13 protein-coding genes are annotated in these 17,077 nt (G+C 38.6%); 1 reads left to right on the top strand and 12 read right to left on the bottom strand.

From position 1 onward, the window contains the following. Positions 1-141: 141 nt before the first annotated feature. From I6E70_RS05205 to I6E70_RS05190, 4 genes are all read right to left on the bottom strand, one after another. On the bottom strand, positions 142-660 hold the full coding sequence (locus I6E70_RS05205) for a DUF4240 domain-containing protein (protein ID WP_197188207.1): 519 nt from the start codon (positions 658-660) through the stop codon (positions 142-144). After that, positions 660-851 (bottom strand): YwbE family protein, encoded by a 192-nt coding sequence (locus tag I6E70_RS05200; RefSeq protein ID WP_007583223.1) that lies wholly within the window; start codon positions 849-851, stop codon positions 660-662. The genes I6E70_RS05205 and I6E70_RS05200 overlap by 1 nt, the downstream gene beginning before the upstream one ends. Positions 852-919: 68 nt before the next feature. Further along, entirely contained in the window at positions 920-1,201 is a 282-nt protein-coding gene (locus I6E70_RS05195; RefSeq protein WP_007583225.1) for a hypothetical protein, read from the bottom strand. A gap of 15 nt (positions 1,202-1,216) precedes the next feature. Then, positions 1,217-1,429, bottom strand: a complete 213-nt coding sequence (locus I6E70_RS05190; protein ID WP_007583226.1) for a hypothetical protein — start codon at positions 1,427-1,429, stop codon at positions 1,217-1,219. Between the two features lie 100 nt (positions 1,430-1,529). Between I6E70_RS05190 and I6E70_RS05185 the strand changes: the two genes are divergently transcribed. Next, entirely contained in the window at positions 1,530-2,339 is an 810-nt protein-coding gene (locus I6E70_RS05185; RefSeq protein ID WP_010552921.1) for an ion transporter, read from the top strand. Between the two features lie 87 nt (positions 2,340-2,426). On the opposite strand, the gene I6E70_RS05180 is transcribed toward I6E70_RS05185, so the two are convergent. The 8 genes from I6E70_RS05180 to I6E70_RS05145 all read right to left on the bottom strand — a co-directional run bounded on the left by I6E70_RS05180 (position 2,427) and on the right by I6E70_RS05145 (position 17,028). Further along, entirely contained in the window at positions 2,427-3,551 is a 1,125-nt protein-coding gene (locus I6E70_RS05180) for a DUF748 domain-containing protein (RefSeq protein ID WP_197188206.1), read from the bottom strand. A gap of 318 nt (positions 3,552-3,869) precedes the next feature. Further along, the gene (locus tag I6E70_RS05175) at positions 3,870-5,759 is read right to left on the bottom strand and encodes a putative bifunctional diguanylate cyclase/phosphodiesterase (RefSeq protein ID WP_231620059.1); all 1,890 of its coding nucleotides are present in this window, start codon (positions 5,757-5,759) and stop codon (positions 3,870-3,872) included. A gap of 339 nt (positions 5,760-6,098) precedes the next feature. Then, positions 6,099-7,238, bottom strand: a complete 1,140-nt coding sequence (asd, locus tag I6E70_RS05170) for an aspartate-semialdehyde dehydrogenase (RefSeq protein WP_197188204.1) — start codon at positions 7,236-7,238, stop codon at positions 6,099-6,101. Positions 7,239-7,458: 220 nt separating this feature from the next. Next, complete coding sequence (locus I6E70_RS05165) at positions 7,459-10,161, bottom strand: TonB-dependent receptor domain-containing protein (RefSeq protein ID WP_024593984.1); 2,703 nt, start codon at positions 10,159-10,161, stop codon at positions 7,459-7,461. A gap of 64 nt (positions 10,162-10,225) precedes the next feature. After that, entirely contained in the window at positions 10,226-14,314 is a 4,089-nt protein-coding gene (locus tag I6E70_RS05160) for a hypothetical protein (RefSeq protein ID WP_197188203.1), read from the bottom strand. 284 nt (positions 14,315-14,598) lie between these two features. Next, on the bottom strand, positions 14,599-15,927 hold the full coding sequence (locus tag I6E70_RS05155; protein WP_197188284.1) for a tetratricopeptide repeat protein: 1,329 nt from the start codon (positions 15,925-15,927) through the stop codon (positions 14,599-14,601). A gap of 69 nt (positions 15,928-15,996) precedes the next feature. Beyond that, positions 15,997-16,602 (bottom strand): energy transducer TonB, encoded by a 606-nt coding sequence (locus tag I6E70_RS05150; RefSeq protein ID WP_193371817.1) that lies wholly within the window; start codon positions 16,600-16,602, stop codon positions 15,997-15,999. A gap of 12 nt (positions 16,603-16,614) precedes the next feature. After that, a complete protein-coding gene (locus tag I6E70_RS05145) occupies positions 16,615-17,028 on the bottom strand; it encodes an ExbD/TolR family protein (protein ID WP_004334764.1) in 414 nt (137 codons plus the stop codon). Between the last annotated feature and the right edge of the window lie 49 nt (positions 17,029-17,077).

Genomic DNA, 17,077 nt, shown 5'->3' with positions numbered 1-17,077 from the left:
CTCATTACAAACCATTTTGTTGTTAAGCACTTTATTTAATACGTACTTAAACAACAAAACGATTTATACCAATGCGCCTAATTGTAAGGGTCAATTGAACTCATTAGATTATTTAACTAGTTATACGAATTGGTATTTATTTTATTGCCAGTACTTTGCAAATAATAAAGGGTAGCTTTGCTTTAAAAACTTAGGTTTGTCTTTAAAACGTTTACCTTTGGGTTCATCACTGCCAGATGGGATAAACGGCAATTCGTCTTCGTTACGTTCTTCAAATAATAAACCGGCTATTAAGTCATACTCATCAATGTACGGATAAGGCTGCTCGTTTAAGTAATAAACAGGTGTACACTGCGCTATAGAATCAGCATTTTCTAAGGCGTTTTCGAAAACTGTTTTACCGCGCGAAATTAACCAACATCTAAATTCGCTAAAGCCGTAATCATCGTTGCATCCAGCCATTACAAAGGCGGCACCAAACAAATCCCAGGTAAAACACTTGCGCATATGTATGCCAAAATGCTTATCAAAATCAATAAGGTGTTGATCGCTTAAGTCACTAAGTTTAGTTTTTAGATTATCGCTCACACTTTGCGGATCGAGCCCTAAATCAGGCGTTGTTACTAATTCCCAAAAAGCCTGTTCTGTTAACGCTGCCATTATAAAATCTCTTTTACTCGGCCAACTTGACCATCTTCTAAACGTACTTTAATGCCGTGTGGGTGATTTGGTGATTTTGTTAAAAGGCGCTCAACAACACCCTCAGTTAATGTGCCGCTGCGTTGATCTTCTTTTAATACAATATTTACTGTGGTACCTGGTGAAATTTGCGAACGCGTAGGAACAGCCATAATTTAAACCCTAAAAATAATTTATCTAATTATAACGTCCATGTGCTATCAAACCAACAAAAGCTCTGTTAATTGGCGGAAAATGAAATATGTGCTGGTTTTGCGTTCAACTTAATACTCGTAAGCTCTTTGAGTATTATATTTGTTAATTCGTTAAGTTGCGGTTTTGCACTTTCAAGGGCTATATCATCATTAAAATAACACTGTACTTTTAACGTATTGGCCTCGTTATTTAAATCAATGGTATGCGTTAGATAATCAAAACCAATTACGCTTTCTTTTATTGCCTCGCATGCATTAGTAAGTGCTAGTCGAATGTGCTTATCGCGCTGCTTTTGAGTTTTAGTCATAAATATAAAGGTTACTTATTTAGTTTCTGCTTGTTGCTGTTTTTTAAACTCTTCGTAGTTAGAGTCTTGTTTATCTAGGCATTCGTAATATTCTTTGTCGGCTTTATAGTTACATTCATCAAGGCGCGCCGATTGAACTTCATGAAAACGCGCGTCAGAGCTACAACCAGCTAAAACACATAATCCAACAATAAGTAATGCGCTACTTTTTAGTTTATTGATAAACATTAAATTTCCTTACACTTTCTATATCGAAAAAGCGTTAAATTATTACAATATTATTGTATATTAGCGCCATAAAATCTTAATCTCCAAAGGATCTATTTCTATGATGTCGCAGTTACAAAAGTTGTTTCAGCGTATAGACAAAAGCAAGATATTTCAATCATTTGTTATAGCTGTAATTATTGTTTCTGCCCTGACAGTCGGTGCGCACACTTACTCACTACATCCTACCGTAGAGCTTGCTCTAAATTGGATGGACGTTGGCATTACCGCATTCTTTTTAATTGAACTAGTAATCCGCTTTATTGCAAGTAAAGGCATAAAACACTTTTTTTCTAAAGGATGGAATATATTCGACACCATCATAGTATTGGGCAGTTTATATCCTGCTGCTGGTTCTACTATGTTAATTGCTCGTTTACTGCGCATATTTAGAGTACTGCGATTGGTATCGATGATCCCTGAGCTGCGCTTATTAGTTAACTCATTGCTTAAAGCCATTCCGCAAATGGGTTATATAGCCCTATTAATGTTTGTTATTTTTTATATATACGCTGCAATGGGCAGCATGATGTTTGCTGAAATAAACCCCGTACTTTGGCAAGACGTCTCAATCTCAATGCTTACCTTGTTTAGGGTGGCAACATTTGAAGATTGGACCGACATAATGTACGAAACAATGGCGGTGTATGAATTAAGCTGGATTTATTACCTTACGTTTATATTTTTAACTGCATTTGTATTTTTAAACATGATGGTAGGTGCAATACTTGAGGTAATGAGTGAGGAGCACCGCAAAGCACGAGAAGAGCTCGCAGACGACAGCTCATTACCTGCAACGCAAGGGCAAGTAAACGAACTAAAATCCCAAATTGCTGAGCTTAAAGAGCTATTGAGTAACCGCAAAAACTAATCTGATAAGAGTACTAAAGCACCCACTTAAAGTTTAAAAGTGGGTGCAGCTTAGGCATTTAACTCAAACATGCATTCCCAGAGTGCTTTAATTCCCATTGTTATCAGGTTTGTTATCCGTATCTTCAAAAGAAATGACGTTATCTACCTTCATCTTAAACGCATCAAAAAAAGCATTTTTTAAAACCGAAGTAACTGCTTGGAAAGTCGAAACATCCGCATTGTCTAATTGCCCTTCTATAGGAATGCGTGCAGCAACAAGTTTAGACTCATCGTTTTCGAGGATAGAGCCCAGTAAATCAACACTGCCTTCAAATATGGCTGTAAATATGCCGTCGTCATCTTTTTCTATATCTTCGCGCCACGAAAAAACACGCAAGTTTTGAACGCCCGCTTTTACATAACCATTTAAGTTATTATCTTTAGCCACAAGTTCCATAGCGCCATCAATGCCTCCCGCTTCAATATCAAACGGTGTATACACTTTAAATACAGTGTCTAAATTTTTAACTGAAAAGCGCTGTACCTCTGCATTAAAATCAAAATTAGCTTGCTTGCTAAAAGGGTCTAATTTGCCATTAAGCTTTAATGCAGCCTCGCCCATTAATGCTCCTTCAACATTTAAAGTTGTTACAAGTGTTTTTGATAAGTTTTGAGCATTCGTAATATTTTTAATTTCGGCGTTAATATTTGATATAAAAGTGGGTTTTTCACCGCTATTGGTTGAGTTAACTAAGGTTAACTTTCCTTGCTCAATTGTTAAGGTATCAATAGAAAACAGTACTAAGTTATTGGCGAGCCCTACCCAGGTAGTTTCGTCTTTTACTTGTTTATTTTGCTCAGAAGCATTGGGGTCTTTATCGTAAATAACTATTTCAGGACGCGTAAAGGCCATGTTTGTTACTAAATTACCCTTTAAAAGGGCTGACCACGCGAGTGAAAAATCAAGAGTTTGAATGCTCAATAAAGGCTTAGGAGTTGAAGTTGCATCAACAGCGTAAATTTCAACGTCGTCAATCGCGTAGGCACCGCGATATAAAAACAAATCTACATCACCAACATGCCCCGTAACACCTTGTGTATGTTTTAACTGATAATTTACGTAGTATTGAACTACATAAGGCGCGGCTATTCTGGCAATAATAATGATTAATAAAATAACCGCTAATGAGTTAAACCATTTGCTATGCAATACATTAGAAACCGAGCTCATTATAATTTCCTTTACCTAATACTTTAAAATGAGCATTTTAAACATGTAAATATTACGCAAAGTTGTAATAACACTACGTATACCGCATTTAAAATACATCGTTAATAGCCTAACTGTAGTTAAAGTGGCTAACTTAAGTATTAAAAGCAAAGGTTATACCAATTTAAATAAAACAATAACTATGCAGATTAAAAAGTACGAGAAGGGAAATGTACTGCGATAGTAAAATGCGTTAAAGATTTAAAAATTCTCTTAAATTGAATATAAATTGCTGCAAAAATCTGATTTATGCAGCAATGCTTAACTGAATATAAAGCTTTAATTTATCAGTGCTAATGCTTGATCAAATCTAACTGGTTTACTAAATATAAAGCCTTGGTACTTGTCAACTTTTAAGCTTTTTAATAATTTTAACTGAGCTGTATTTTCTACGCCTTCCGCTATTACTTGGCAACCAATCATATGAGACATATTAGTTACCGCAGATACAATACTTTTGTCTTTTGAGCACTCACAAATATTATCAATATAAGATTTATCTATTTTAATGTAATCAACTGATAGCTCTTTTAAAACCGATATAGAAGAAAACCCAGTACCAAAGTCATCAATAGAAATACGCACACCGGTATTTTTTATGGCCGTAATCACTTTTGACAAATACGGTAAATTTTTAATCATCACTGTTTCTGTTATTTCTAAATGCACATTGTATGGTTTAACAGCATATCTATTTAGAAGAGCAACTAAAAAATCTAAAAAATTATGGTTTTCTAGTTGCAACACCGACACATTAATCGACAATCCAATCTTACTATTCACAGCGTTTAACTTACTTAAACTCGCGATGGCTTGTTCTAGTACAAATTCACCTAATATATTAATTTTTCCATATCGCTCTGCAATATCTATAAATTCTGAAGGGGGAATAAATTCATCATTAAACTGCCAACGAAGTAGTACTTCAAACGTGGTTATTTCATTTGTACTTATATCAACAATAGGTTGATAACACAGATGAAAGTCACCTTTTTCTACGCACTCTTTAATTGAGCTACGAAGTACTTCTTCTCTTTTAAGCGATTCATGCATTCGCTCGTCAAATACTGATATTTCATTACGGCTTTTCTTACCTTCATACATAGCAACATCAGCATATTTAATCGCGTCTTCAAGGTTAAAATTTTCACGCGTAAAATACAGCCCAACTTTAAAAGAAGGGTTTACTTGATAGCTATCCATGCTTACTGTTTTCGTTAAAGTTTTAACTAATCTAAAAACACAGTCAAAAAGTTCGTCTTCGGTGTTACTACGAGAATAAAAAATAAACTCATCCCCTCCCCAACGACAAGCAATAAAATCGCCCTGAGTTTGTGTTTCAACTAATCGTTTACCTGTTTGGGCCAGAACAAAGTCACCAAAATCGTGACCGTATTTATCGTTGATGATTTTAAAGTCATCCATATCTAAAAATAAAACGGCTTTAATATCATCATTTTGATTGGCTAAATCAAGTTCGACATTAGAAACAAAGCTCCCTCTATTAAACAATTTAGTTAAATTATCTTTTTGCTCTAAAAGGATTATTTGTTCGGTACGAAGTTGCACTTCGTTTTCTAAGTTTTCAATAAATTGATCTAACTTAAGTTCATTATTAATTGATGACTTTACATCTTTAGCAGAACGTACAGCGGTAACAAAACACAAAATAAACCATAAAACGAGCCCTAAAATACCTAGTACATTCTCATCTTCAATAGGCTGTAAAAGTAATAAAATACTAAAAGGAACCAGTAAACAGGTTATATACGACAAGGAGGAACGAATATCAGAAGCTAAAACATTTACACCGCCACCAGCAAGGGAGCTAAAAACAACGAGTGATACAAACTTCTCCTGCATTGGCATATTTTCATAAAACAAAATGGGGAAAGCAGCCCATGTTAAAGCCGTTAATAATAAACCTATAAAATACAGATGATATTTAAAAGCATGGGTGTTGTTAACAAATACATGGCTGGCTATTCGAAGTAATGAAATAAATGATAACGTAAAAAGCCAGTAAAATTTTTCTTGCGAGGCGCTGTGGTTAATACTGCTAAAAATAAGAAAACAAGAAACAACCGTGTTTATAGCAATTGCAGAACTAAAATAGGAGCTAACAAATGCTAATCGCTTATTGGCAAAGTTATTTATGTGAGAGGTCATTAATGTTACTTGAATAGGCTGTTGCACAATGTAAACAGTTTACTTAAGTTCAATAATAAACAACAGTGAACATTCATAAAAAAGTATTGTTTAAGCCTCTTAAGCGGTTTTATGAGCCATTAAACTAAAAAGGGCTGGCAAATTGCCAACCCCTTTTGTTAATACTGATTATATATTATACCAATTCGCTTAATTAAGTGATCTATTTTGAGGGAAGAAAAATCGTGTCGATAACAAGGCAAAAATTTCGTTATATAGTTGCTCTATATCAGAAATATTTAACGTAGTAAGCGTCAGATTTAACCCCTCAAATTGATTAAGTATTATTGCGAATTGGTATTACTCACCATCAACAATTATGCGTAGCATACGACGAAGTGGCTCTGCCGCGCCCCATAAAAGCTGATCGCCTACTGTAAATGCGCTAATGTATTTTGGCCCCATCGCTAATTTACGAATACGGCCAACAGGAATGCTTAAAGTGCCTGTTACTTTAACGGGTGTTAAATCTGTTGCGCTAATTTCGCGCTCGTTCGGAATGACTTTAACCCACTCATTATGAGACGCTAAAATTTCTTCAATTTTTTCTACGCTAATATCTTCACGTAATTTAATGGTCATCGCTTGTGAATGACAACGCATAGCGCCAATACGTACACATAAACCATCAATTGGCACTGGTTGCTTAGAAGAACCTAAAATTTTGTTCGCTTCTACTTGCGCTTTCCATTCTTCTTTAGACTGACCGCTTGGCATAGGTACGTCAATCCACGGGATTAAACTGCCCGCTAATGGCACACCAAATTGGTCTTGTGGTAAGTCTTTTGACGCCATTGTTTCACTTACTATTTTATCAATTTCTAAAATAGCAGAGCTTGGGTTATCAATTTTGTCGGCAACACTTGCATGAATAGCGCCCATTTGTGCAATAAGCTCTTTCATATTTCGTGCACCAGCGCCCGACGCCGCTTGGTAAGTCATTGGGCTTACCCATTCAATTAGGTCTTGCTCAAATAAACCACCTAATGCAAGTAGCATCAGCGATACAGTACAGTTACCGCCCACAAAGGTTTTAACGCCTTGCTCTAAGCCTTGTTCAATAACATCTTTGTTTACGGGATCTAGCACTATTATGCTGTCCTCACTCATACGCAGTGCTGAAGCTGCATCAATCCAGTAACCATCCCAACCCGACTCTCGAAGTTTTGGATATACCGCATTGGTGTAGTCACCGCCTTGGCAAGTAACAATAATATCCATTTTAGCAAGTTCGCTAATGTCACTTGCATCTAGTAATGGTTTTGCGTCGCCTGCTATATCTGGGCCTAGTTGACCCGCTTGTGAGGTGGTGAAAAAGGTGGTGTCGATATGGGCAAAATCACTTTGCTGCTGCATACGTTCTAATAACACAGAGCCAACCATGCCACGCCAACCGACTAATCCTACTTTTTTCATTGTTTGTTCCACTGTTTGATTCATAAAAGATGCCTTAATACATTAAAAATTAAATTCATTGCGTGAGATTTAATTTTCATTAACGCTAAACTAACACTGGCTGAAAGCTAAAACTAGCGAATAAAACAGAACTTAAATATTTTTCATACTGAGCATAAACACAAAAAAGCTCTGTATTAAAATACAGAGCTAGTAGATAGTGAAGTTTATTATTTCATTCCTTGAGTTTTATTTTAAATAAAGCTTAAAACTCATAGCTATAACTTAAACTAAACTCAGTGCCGGTGTCTTGTCCCCAAAGGGTAAGACCTTCTTGTTCAATTTCTTTTTCTTGGCCAAGCATATTCTTAACCTTAAAATTAACTTTAGAGTTAAAGTTAGGGAAGTAAGAATAAACTAAATCAACTGAATGAAACGACTTTTCTTCGGCATCTTCATTACCACGTGTACCAGGGACAATTATACGAGGACCAAACACATTATAAATTAGTGAAGTAGAATGAAATCCATCATCCGAGTCATAGCCCATTTGTAAGTTTGCAACCCACTCAGAATGACCAACTAAACGACGCTCATTGTTAGTTACAATATTCGATACCGTATCGGCCTCAAGGGCTTCTTTAAGCTGTGTTTCAAACAGTGAGTCAACACCGTCTGAATCATTAATCCCCAAATTAACACTTGAGTCAGATAGCGTAACGTTGCCTGACAAGAATGCTGAGGACCAATCTTTATTTATAAAGCCAAAGTCAGTTAAAAAATCAACTTCAATACCCGATAATTTACCCGACTGAGCATTTGCGGTTAATAACTGTGGAGATGCTCCCCCTACGCCCGCAAGCTCAACCATTTCAATTGGGTTTTCAATGTCTTTATAAAACAATGCAACAGAAAGGTTATTACCTGATGGCATATACCATTCAAACCTAAAATCAACATTTTTTAAATTAGAACTTTGTAAACTAGGAGACCCTCTCACCAGAAACTCAGTTAACGGGTCAACAAAGAAAGAAGAGCTTACATCACGTAGATCAGGGCGAATGGTTGTTTCACTTAAATTTAAGCGAAATTGCATTTCTTCATCCATGATGTACGTAACAGCTAAAGAAGGAAAAAAGTTATCTTCATTAATAGCTACATCTTGGATTTCTTGTAGTGTATTTTCAAAGAAATTAGTATGCGCTTCATAACCGACTGAGACTTGCGAAAAATCTTCCCATCGAACGCCACCAGTAAAACGCCAAGTGTTTTGATAGAAGTAATCGGCCATAAAATAATAAGCATCTAATTTATGCGCTGCACTGTACTTATCACCATCAGTGGTCCCGTCATCAAAAATACCTGAGCCAGTTACACTTGCATAAAAAGCGTCATTCGCCGTGTTTTCATCAGCAAAAATATCGCTTACGTTAGAACCGAACGAGTACTCATCGCTTATACCACGGTGCGTAATGCCAAACTTCACATTACTTGCATCACGTTTTTTCTCTGAAAAATCGCCGCCTATTTTTAACTCAAGCTCATAGCCGTCACCATAAAAAGGCATACCCATATTCCAACCAAATGTTTCAACATCGTCGTGTAATACTTGATACTCACGGGTGATATTTGTTGCAGCTACATCTTGTAGTTGTTCAGATTCAAGCACGCCATCAACTAAATTTTGCTGATAAACAACATCTAAACCACCTGGTGCATTACGGTTTGCTCGACTTAAACCGCCATACCAATCAAAAAATAAATTATTTAGCTCTGGAAAGTTGTGCGTCCCCTTAAGCTGAGTCGAAAACATTTCGCGCTCTTCGTACGTAATATCTACTCGGCGTAATTCGGTGACACCTTCTTCGGTTTCATTTGCATCAAAGTAATCGCGGTTACGTACGCGGTCACTCATGTCATGAAGTGCAATATTAGTAAGCTCAAACTTATGGTTTGAATTTAACTCATATCCTAAATTTAATGTGCCGCTCCAACGTACATTTTGCTCAGTCGATGTACCATCGTAATACTGGGCAAAACATTTGTCTTCACAGCCTAAACTACCAAGGCTTGAGCCGCTTTGCTCTTGAACTACTTCCCACTCGTTATCGTAAGATACGGCTGCAAGCACACCAAAAGTACCGGCCTCACTTTCAAATCTATCACCTAAGGCAATAGAGAAGTTCATGGCAGGGTCAACATCCTTTTCTGAAATACCTACATCCCAATCAAGCGATTGAATCAAGTTTTTACGCTCAGCTAACGTAGTGTTTATATTGCCCTCAAGACCAGCATCACTGGTAAGCGCAGTAGTAAACACATCCGATAATGCTCGCGAACCATCATCTCGACCCATCCAGTCATCATCACCGCCACTGTAAAAGTAACCGGTATCGCTATTAGAAGTATTGTACGATGTACCCACTTGTACTTTTAATAAAAAGTCAGAAGGAATTGATTTAGTGCGAATATTTACATTACCACCACCAAAATGCGCTGGCATATCCGGTGAAAATGACTTCTGTACACTCAAGCTTTCAATAATTTCAGATGGAAATAAATCCAAAGGAACCACTGAGCGAGTAGGATCAGGACTTGGTACATACATGCTATTTAGCTGAGTACTAGAATAGCGTTCACCTAAACCACGCACATAAATAAATTTGCCATCGACTAACGTTAAACCAGTAACACGACGAAGTGCAGAGGCGGCATCGCCATCACCAGTACGTGATATTTGGTCTGCACCCATAATATCAGCAACAAACGCTTGGTTTTGACGTTCTTGCAGTACAGCACCTGCACTGCCCTTTAATCGTTGCCCTACAGCAACAACTTCTTCTATTTCTTGCTCTTCTACTTGCTGCTCAGCAGCCGTGGCTGTATTTACTGATAAACCAAGTAAGGCAGCCATTACAGCGTAGTTTAACTTTGATAAAGCAAGTGTAGAGGGTTTAAAAGATTTCATTTTTATACTCCGAAACAAAACAAGACATTAGCCGAGCTTTCGCTCGGCTATAATGTGGTTTGGGTTAAAGGCCTACTTTTACCCAACCTGCTGTCCAGTCTGTTTGTGCATCCATCGCACCAATGTAATCTACAGAATCAAAGTAACTATCTAAGCTTGATGAATCAAAGCCATTACCGAGTAATAACGACTCAGCAGTTGGCATATAGCCATTATCTGCTAAACCAAGGTCTGTGGCTGCTTGAACTGAATTGCCTGTTTGTCCTAAGAACCAAGATTCAACATTACCTGTACCAATTGCTTGCGTACCAAAGTTGTTCGCGGTTTCACACGCAACAACTGAGTGAGTAACAGTTAATGTACCGTCCTCTGCTCGCGGCGCTGAATCAGAGCCTACTCGTAAACAATTTGAATAGTCTGCACCACCTGTAACCACTACATTTTTAAGCATACCCGCAGTACCTGCACGTAGGCGGATACCATTTACACCCACATTACCAATAATTGTTACATTAGAGATAGTTGGCATTGTTAGTGGCGTTGCACTTGAATCAAACTCAGAGTTATCAGCTTCAATTGCATTGTCGCCCTCAGAGTCTGATTGTTTAATCAGTACATATTGCGCTTTACCCGTCCAACCGAACGACCAATCAAGTGAATCATCGCCTATGCTTGTTAAAACAAGGTGACTAATATTTGCAGTACCACCAAAAAATTCAACACCATCGTCTAGATTTTCATGAACGTGAATGTAATCTAGTTCAGTCTGACGACCAACACCCGCAAGTGTAATACCGTTAAGTTCATCGCCATTACCCAGTGTTTTACCCGCTTGCTTAACTGCAACATACTTTAGCGTACCTGAATTATCTTCAGGGTCATTACCACCGAACTGGCCTGCGTCACCTTCAGCAGACACACCACAGTTTGCAAGTTCATCTGCGGTAGCTTCACCTTGTTGGTCGCCACATGAGTTAGCAGGTGCATTACCCAATAATACTAAACCGCCCCATTGACCAATCGTAGTTTCGCCGCCCGTCATATCCTGGATTGACGTCATAGTAATTGGTTGATTTACACTGCCTACCGCTTCAATTTTAGAACCACGGCGAACAACTAAGAAGTCATCACCCGACTCACCAATTAACGTTGTACCAAACTGAACATAAAGTGTTGTGTTGTCAGCGCGGTCATTACCAACGGCTGTACGTCCTTTTAAAATCCAATGCGCATCGTTAGTCAGTGTTACATCAGATGTAAATACAACATCAGAGGTTAATTGATATACAGGTTTGTCTGTAATTGTAGGGAAGCTAGCAGAAACATCTGTTGCAAGTCCTTGTGCTAATGCATTAGCAATATCGTCAGGAAAGCTTGGCGTAATAGCAACTGTCCAACCATCCATCCAATTATTATCGCCATCGAATGCACCGATGTAATCTGTTTTGGTAAAGAACGAGTCAAGTTCAGATGAATCCCCACCAGCACCTAATAAAGGTGAACCCGATTTTGGTGTAAAGCCGTCTGTCGCTAAATTAAGTGCTGAAGCCGTAAGCGTTAAGTTACCCGTTTGACCTTCAAACCAAGACTGCACATTGCCACTACCAATTGCTTGTGAACCAAAGTTATTATCTTCACTACATGCAACAGCTGAGTTTTCGATAGACAACTCACCCGATTCTGCATTAGCAGCAGAGTCTGAGCCTACACGTAAACAGTTTGAGTAACCTTCAGGGCCCGTTATAACAACATTTCGTAGAACGCCCGCTGTCCCTGCACGTAAACGAACACCGTTAGTACCATCAGCACCAACAATTGTTACGTTAGAAATTAGTGGTTTAGTCAATGGTGTCGCATTTGAATCGAATTCTGAGTTATCAGCTTCTATTGCGTTATCACCCTCAACTGAACTTTGTTGAATATAGATATTTTGTGCACGACCCGACCAACCAAATGACCAATCGAATGCATCGTCGCCAATATCAGTTAGTACAATGTTACGAACATTAACTGTGCCACCAAAAAACTCAACACCATCATCTAGGTTTTGGTGAATTTGAATGTATTCAACTTTCGTTTGTGAACCAACACCTGCAAATGAGATACCGTTAAGTTCATCGCCATTACCCAGCGTTTTACCTGCATGTTTAACAACAATATAACGAAGAACACCTGAGTTATCATCGATAATATCACCACCAAACTGACCAGCGTCACCCTCAGCTGATACACCACAGTTAGCTAATTCTTCAGCTGTCGTTTCACCGGTTTGATCGCCACACGAGTTAGCGGGTGCATTACCTAATAATACTAAGCCGCCCCATTGACCAATCGTTGTTTCAGCGCCTGTTACATCTTGAATAGATGTCATAGTGATTGGCGCAGTTGCATTACCATTGGCATTAATTTGTGAACCACGACGTACAACTAAAAAGTCATCACCTGTTTCACCAATTAGCGTTGTACCCGCTTGAACATATAATATAGTTGCATCTGCACGGTCATTACCAACTGCAGTACGACCATTTAAAATCCAATGTGCATCGTTAGTAAGCGTTACATCTGCTGTGAACGTTGTATCTTCAGTTAAACGGTATACTGGTTTATCTGTAATTGCTGGAAATTCACTAGAAACATCTGATGCTAAGCCTTGTGCAAGCGCGTTATCAATATCAGTAGGGAAGCCGCCATTAATACCGACAGTCCAACCTTCCATCCAGTTAGTTGATCCATCAAAAGCACCAATTTGACCATTTGCGATAAGCGGTGAACCAGCAAGTGGCGTGTAACCGTCATCAGCAAGCATAAGCTCTGCAGGCGTAAGTACTTGGTTACCATCTTGTCCTTCAAACCAAGATTGTACATCGCCACCGTTAATTACTTCACTACCAAAATTATTTGCCGTTGTTTGACACGCCACAATAGAGTTTACAATCGTTAGTGTGCCATCTTCAGCGCGAGGAACTGAATCAGACCCTACACGTAAACAGTTTTCGTAAGTAGCAGGACCCGTTACAAATACATTTTTAAGAGCGCCCGCAGTACCAGCGCGTAGACGAATACCATTATTACCTTCTGCACCGACGATTGTTACGTTAGATATAGTAGGCAGTGTTAATGGCGTGGCGCTTGAATCAAACTCAGAGTTATCAGCTTCAATAGCGTTATCGCCTACGTTAGCCGCTTGTTGAATGTAAACATTAGTAGCCGAACCCGTCCAACCAAAAGACCAATCAAGTGAATCATCACCAATGTTAGTCAGCACTACATTACTTACATTAACCGTACCACCAAAAAACTCGATACCGTCATCAAGGTTTTCATGAACCTGGATATAATCAACCGTAGTTGCAGAGCCAACACCGGCAAACGTAATACCATTTAACTCATCACCATTACCAAGCGTTTTACCTGCTTGCTTAACAAGTACATATTTTAGAGTACCTGAATTATCATCACTGATATCGCCACCAAACTGACCTGCATCACCTTCAGCTGACACGCCACAGTTAGCAAGTTCGTCTGCTGTTGCTTCACCTTGTTGGTCTCCACATGAGTTTGCAGGTGCATTACCAAGTAATACCAAACCACCCCATTGGCCAATTGCTGTCTCGCTACCCGTAACATCTTGAATTGATGTCATCGTAATTGGCTGGCTTGCAGTGCCGACTGATTCAATTTGTGAACCACGACGCACAACTAAAAAGTCATCCCCTGACTCACCAATAATCGTTGTACCTTGCTGAATATAAAGCGTTGTACTATCTGCGCGGTCATTACCCACAGCAGTACGACCACTCACAATCCAATGTGCATCATTAGTTAGTGAAACATCAGCAATCAATGTTGTATCAGCACTTAAGCGATACACTGGTTTATCTGTTATTGCTGGAAATTCACTTGAGACATCCGTTGCTAAGCCTTGAACAAGTGCATTGTCGATATCAGCAGGGAAACCCGTAGTTGCATTTTGAGAATCATCACGCGATGATGTTTCATCTACTGTACCACTGCCACCTTCAACAACATTAGTAACTGTGTCGCCTTCATTTATTGTTGTGTCGCCTTCAGATACTACTAAGTCACCACCACAACCCGCTAAAGATACTGCAGTTGCAATCAAACTAACTTTAAATAAGTCAGATAATTTCATTGTTCACTCCGTTAAAGTATTTAATTATTTTGTTAAGTGCTTTAAATAAACTCAAGTCACCTTAAAACATTAAGTAATGCTTTAAGGTCACTTGAGTTATCAGCAGCGCCTACCTTACGGTAGCTATATGACATTACAGTTACACTTTAATAAACATAAGATGACAAAGTTATTTACATAAAATTCAAGTAGTTAATTTATTAAAAACATAAAAAAACCACACTAAAAATAGTGTGGTTTGGATTTGCGATTATGAAATTATATTTAAAAGTTATTACTAAAGCTTAAAGCAGTGCCGTTCTTAATGTTTCTGCATGCACTTTCTCGCGCTTTACATATTTAATCCATTGCTGCGCTAAACGCTGTGATTTTTTATGTTTTTCTGCCTGTTCGAACGCTAAAATTGATGCATCAAAATTTTGTAAGTTGTACTGAGCCATACCCAAGGCAACAAATGCATTTGATTCAAAATCAAGTGAGCCTTTATTAAGTGCTTTACGCGCTGCGTCGGCCGCTTCCTCGTATTGCTCAGTATTAACATATACTTCAGCTAAGCGTTGGTCATATTTACCACTGGGTGATAAATCGGCTGCTTTTACAAAGTATTTTATTGATTTTTCGTCTTCTTTTGCTTGAATCATCGCCTCAGCTACAAAGGCATAGTTTTTAGCGTTTTGCTCTGCAATCCCTTTTTCAATCGCATCACTCATAACGTCTGCGGCTTTAAATGCTAAGCCGTTATATAAATACACTTGCGCTAATTGGCGTAAATCAGATTTAGACGTTAAAAAACCTTGCTGGTAAGCAGCCTCAATAATTGCTAGCTGCTTTTTTTCTTGCCCTGTTTCACCATACATACCCGATAACTGTACCCAGTACTCAGGTTTGTTATAAAGCTTTACCATACGCTCAAGTAGATCAACTACTTTATCTGTTTGATTAAGCGAGTAATACATTGCACGCTGCAGCACTAACCAGTTTTCCTTAGGGATTTTGCCTTCGCTGTCGCTTAAAGCAATCACTTGAGATATGTACTCAAGGCCTTTTTTATAATCCTTTAACTGATAGTATGTTTGAGCCCTTAACAAGTAATAGCCTTCTGTTTTAGGCTTAGTGTTAATAGTGTCCCAGTCATCTAAAAATGCGATAACTTTAGTGTAATCACTATTAGCCATAGCTAGTTGCGCTAAACTAAAGGTAGTACTTAAACGAAGCGACTCAGGAATGGCTTCCTCTGCTACGACCTTTTCAAACGAAGCTATCGCTTTTGGTAAATCGTTTTCGTTGTAATAAATAAACCCATAAAAATTATGCATCATCGCAATTTCGTACGAGTTCATGCTCGATGAACGCTCATTAATGCTATCAAGCGCTTCAAGGCCTGCTTTAACATCGCCATCATCAGCGAGTTTTTGTGCACGTGCGAGTTGGCTGTAGACCTTTTCGCGAAGCGCTGGGACACGTTTTGTTTTTTGCTCTTGCTCAGCATATGCCGTAGCTACATTTAGCCCTGGTATCAGGCTTAGAGCACTTGGTGTAACAATACTTGTACTGATCGCAGCGGTACAAAATAGTGTTAATTTTAAAAATTTAGCTGTAGGGTTTAATTTCATAACTGATTTAATCAATGGTTTCATAATCGCCTCGCATTTCTGTCCGTTTACTCGTGGTTAATTACTAAATTAACCGCTAATTTGGAAAGATATTTTGTTCTGAACACCCGCAACTTCAACGGCTTCACCATTTACTACGCGCGGTTTATATTTAAATTTAAGGGCTGCATCCATCGCCGCTCTATCAAAGAGAGACTCAGGCTCTGCTTTAACCACTTGTGGGTCGCGTACAGTGCCTTGTTTAGTTACTATAAATTCAACAATAACGTAGCCTTCGATACCTCGCGATAATGCGCGACGAGGATAAACAGGCGCCACTTTAACAATGGGTAAATACTCACCATCACTTGTTTCAAGTGCTAACCCGCCGGCTAAATTTACATCCGCATCAACGTTTGCACCAAAGTCAAAGTTGTTAGCATTAGCTGTAGCATCACTATTTTGCATTTGCGGTGATTCCATTGGTGGTGGCGGCTCTTTTGGTGTTGGTGGCTTTTGTGGCTTACGCTCTTTTTTTTGTACGGTTTCTTCTTTTTTCAAGCGAACAAAATCAAGTACGTTACCCTTTACCGGATCCGTCATAGCGCCTTCACCGCCAGTGATCAGTGCCTGCATGCCTAAAAACAACATAAAGGTCACTACACCAGCTATCACTAATGCAACTAAATATCGCAACATAACTAGCCCTTAAGACGCATCTTGTGCGGCAATTGATACATCAAATGCGCCCGCCGCGCGCGAGGCATCCATCACCTTTATTAACATTTCGGTAGTGGCTTTTTTATCCGCTTGAATCACAACGCTACCTTGTGGATTTTCTGCTTTTAAACGCTCGATATTGGCTTGTACTGCTCGTACATCAATTTGACGTTTATTAATCCAAATTTCACCTGTATCTGAAATCGCCACAAGGATATTTGCACGCTCTTTTTTAACCGCAGTTGCTGCTTCAGGGCGGTTAACATCAATACCGGCTTCTTTAACAAAAGAGGCAGTTACAATAAAGAAAATAAGCATGATAAATACAACGTCTAGCATTGGGGTCATGTTTATTTCTTCAGCTTCATCTTCTTGAAATAGGTTTCCTAACGGGGCTCTCATTTTTATTCTCCTAGGATGAGCGACTTTATATAAGCCGCTTATCAAAATT

Source organism: Pseudoalteromonas sp. NGC95, assembly GCF_015864705.1.
GTDB classification, from domain to species: domain Bacteria; phylum Pseudomonadota; class Gammaproteobacteria; order Enterobacterales; family Alteromonadaceae; genus Pseudoalteromonas; species Pseudoalteromonas arctica.
The sequence above is the reverse complement of the archived record's forward strand: the minus strand, read 5'-3'. Positions and strand labels throughout refer to the sequence as shown.

What these genes read in the sequence shown, in the direction of transcription:
- I6E70_RS05205 (WP_197188207.1), bottom strand. Translation starts at nt 660, where the DNA reads ATGGCAGCGTTAACAGAACAGGCTTTTTGGGAATTAGTAACAACGCCT.
- I6E70_RS05200 (WP_007583223.1), bottom strand. Translation starts at nt 851, where the DNA reads ATGGCTGTTCCTACGCGTTCGCAAATTTCACCAGGTACCACAGTAAAT.
- I6E70_RS05195 (WP_007583225.1), bottom strand. Translation starts at nt 1,201, where the DNA reads ATGACTAAAACTCAAAAGCAGCGCGATAAGCACATTCGACTAGCACTT.
- I6E70_RS05190 (WP_007583226.1), bottom strand. Translation starts at nt 1,429, where the DNA reads ATGTTTATCAATAAACTAAAAAGTAGCGCATTACTTATTGTTGGATTA.
- I6E70_RS05185 (WP_010552921.1), top strand. Translation starts at nt 1,530, where the DNA reads ATGATGTCGCAGTTACAAAAGTTGTTTCAGCGTATAGACAAAAGCAAG.
- I6E70_RS05180 (WP_197188206.1), bottom strand. Translation starts at nt 3,551, where the DNA reads ATGAGCTCGGTTTCTAATGTATTGCATAGCAAATGGTTTAACTCATTA.
- I6E70_RS05175 (WP_231620059.1), bottom strand. Translation starts at nt 5,759, where the DNA reads ATGACCTCTCACATAAATAACTTTGCCAATAAGCGATTAGCATTTGTT.
- asd (WP_197188204.1), bottom strand. Translation starts at nt 7,238, where the DNA reads ATGAATCAAACAGTGGAACAAACAATGAAAAAAGTAGGATTAGTCGGT.
- I6E70_RS05165 (WP_024593984.1), bottom strand. Translation starts at nt 10,161, where the DNA reads ATGAAATCTTTTAAACCCTCTACACTTGCTTTATCAAAGTTAAACTAC.
- I6E70_RS05160 (WP_197188203.1), bottom strand. Translation starts at nt 14,314, where the DNA reads ATGAAATTATCTGACTTATTTAAAGTTAGTTTGATTGCAACTGCAGTA.
- I6E70_RS05155 (WP_197188284.1), bottom strand. Translation starts at nt 15,927, where the DNA reads ATGAAATTAAACCCTACAGCTAAATTTTTAAAATTAACACTATTTTGT.
- I6E70_RS05145 (WP_004334764.1), bottom strand. Translation starts at nt 17,028, where the DNA reads ATGAGAGCCCCGTTAGGAAACCTATTTCAAGAAGATGAAGCTGAAGAA.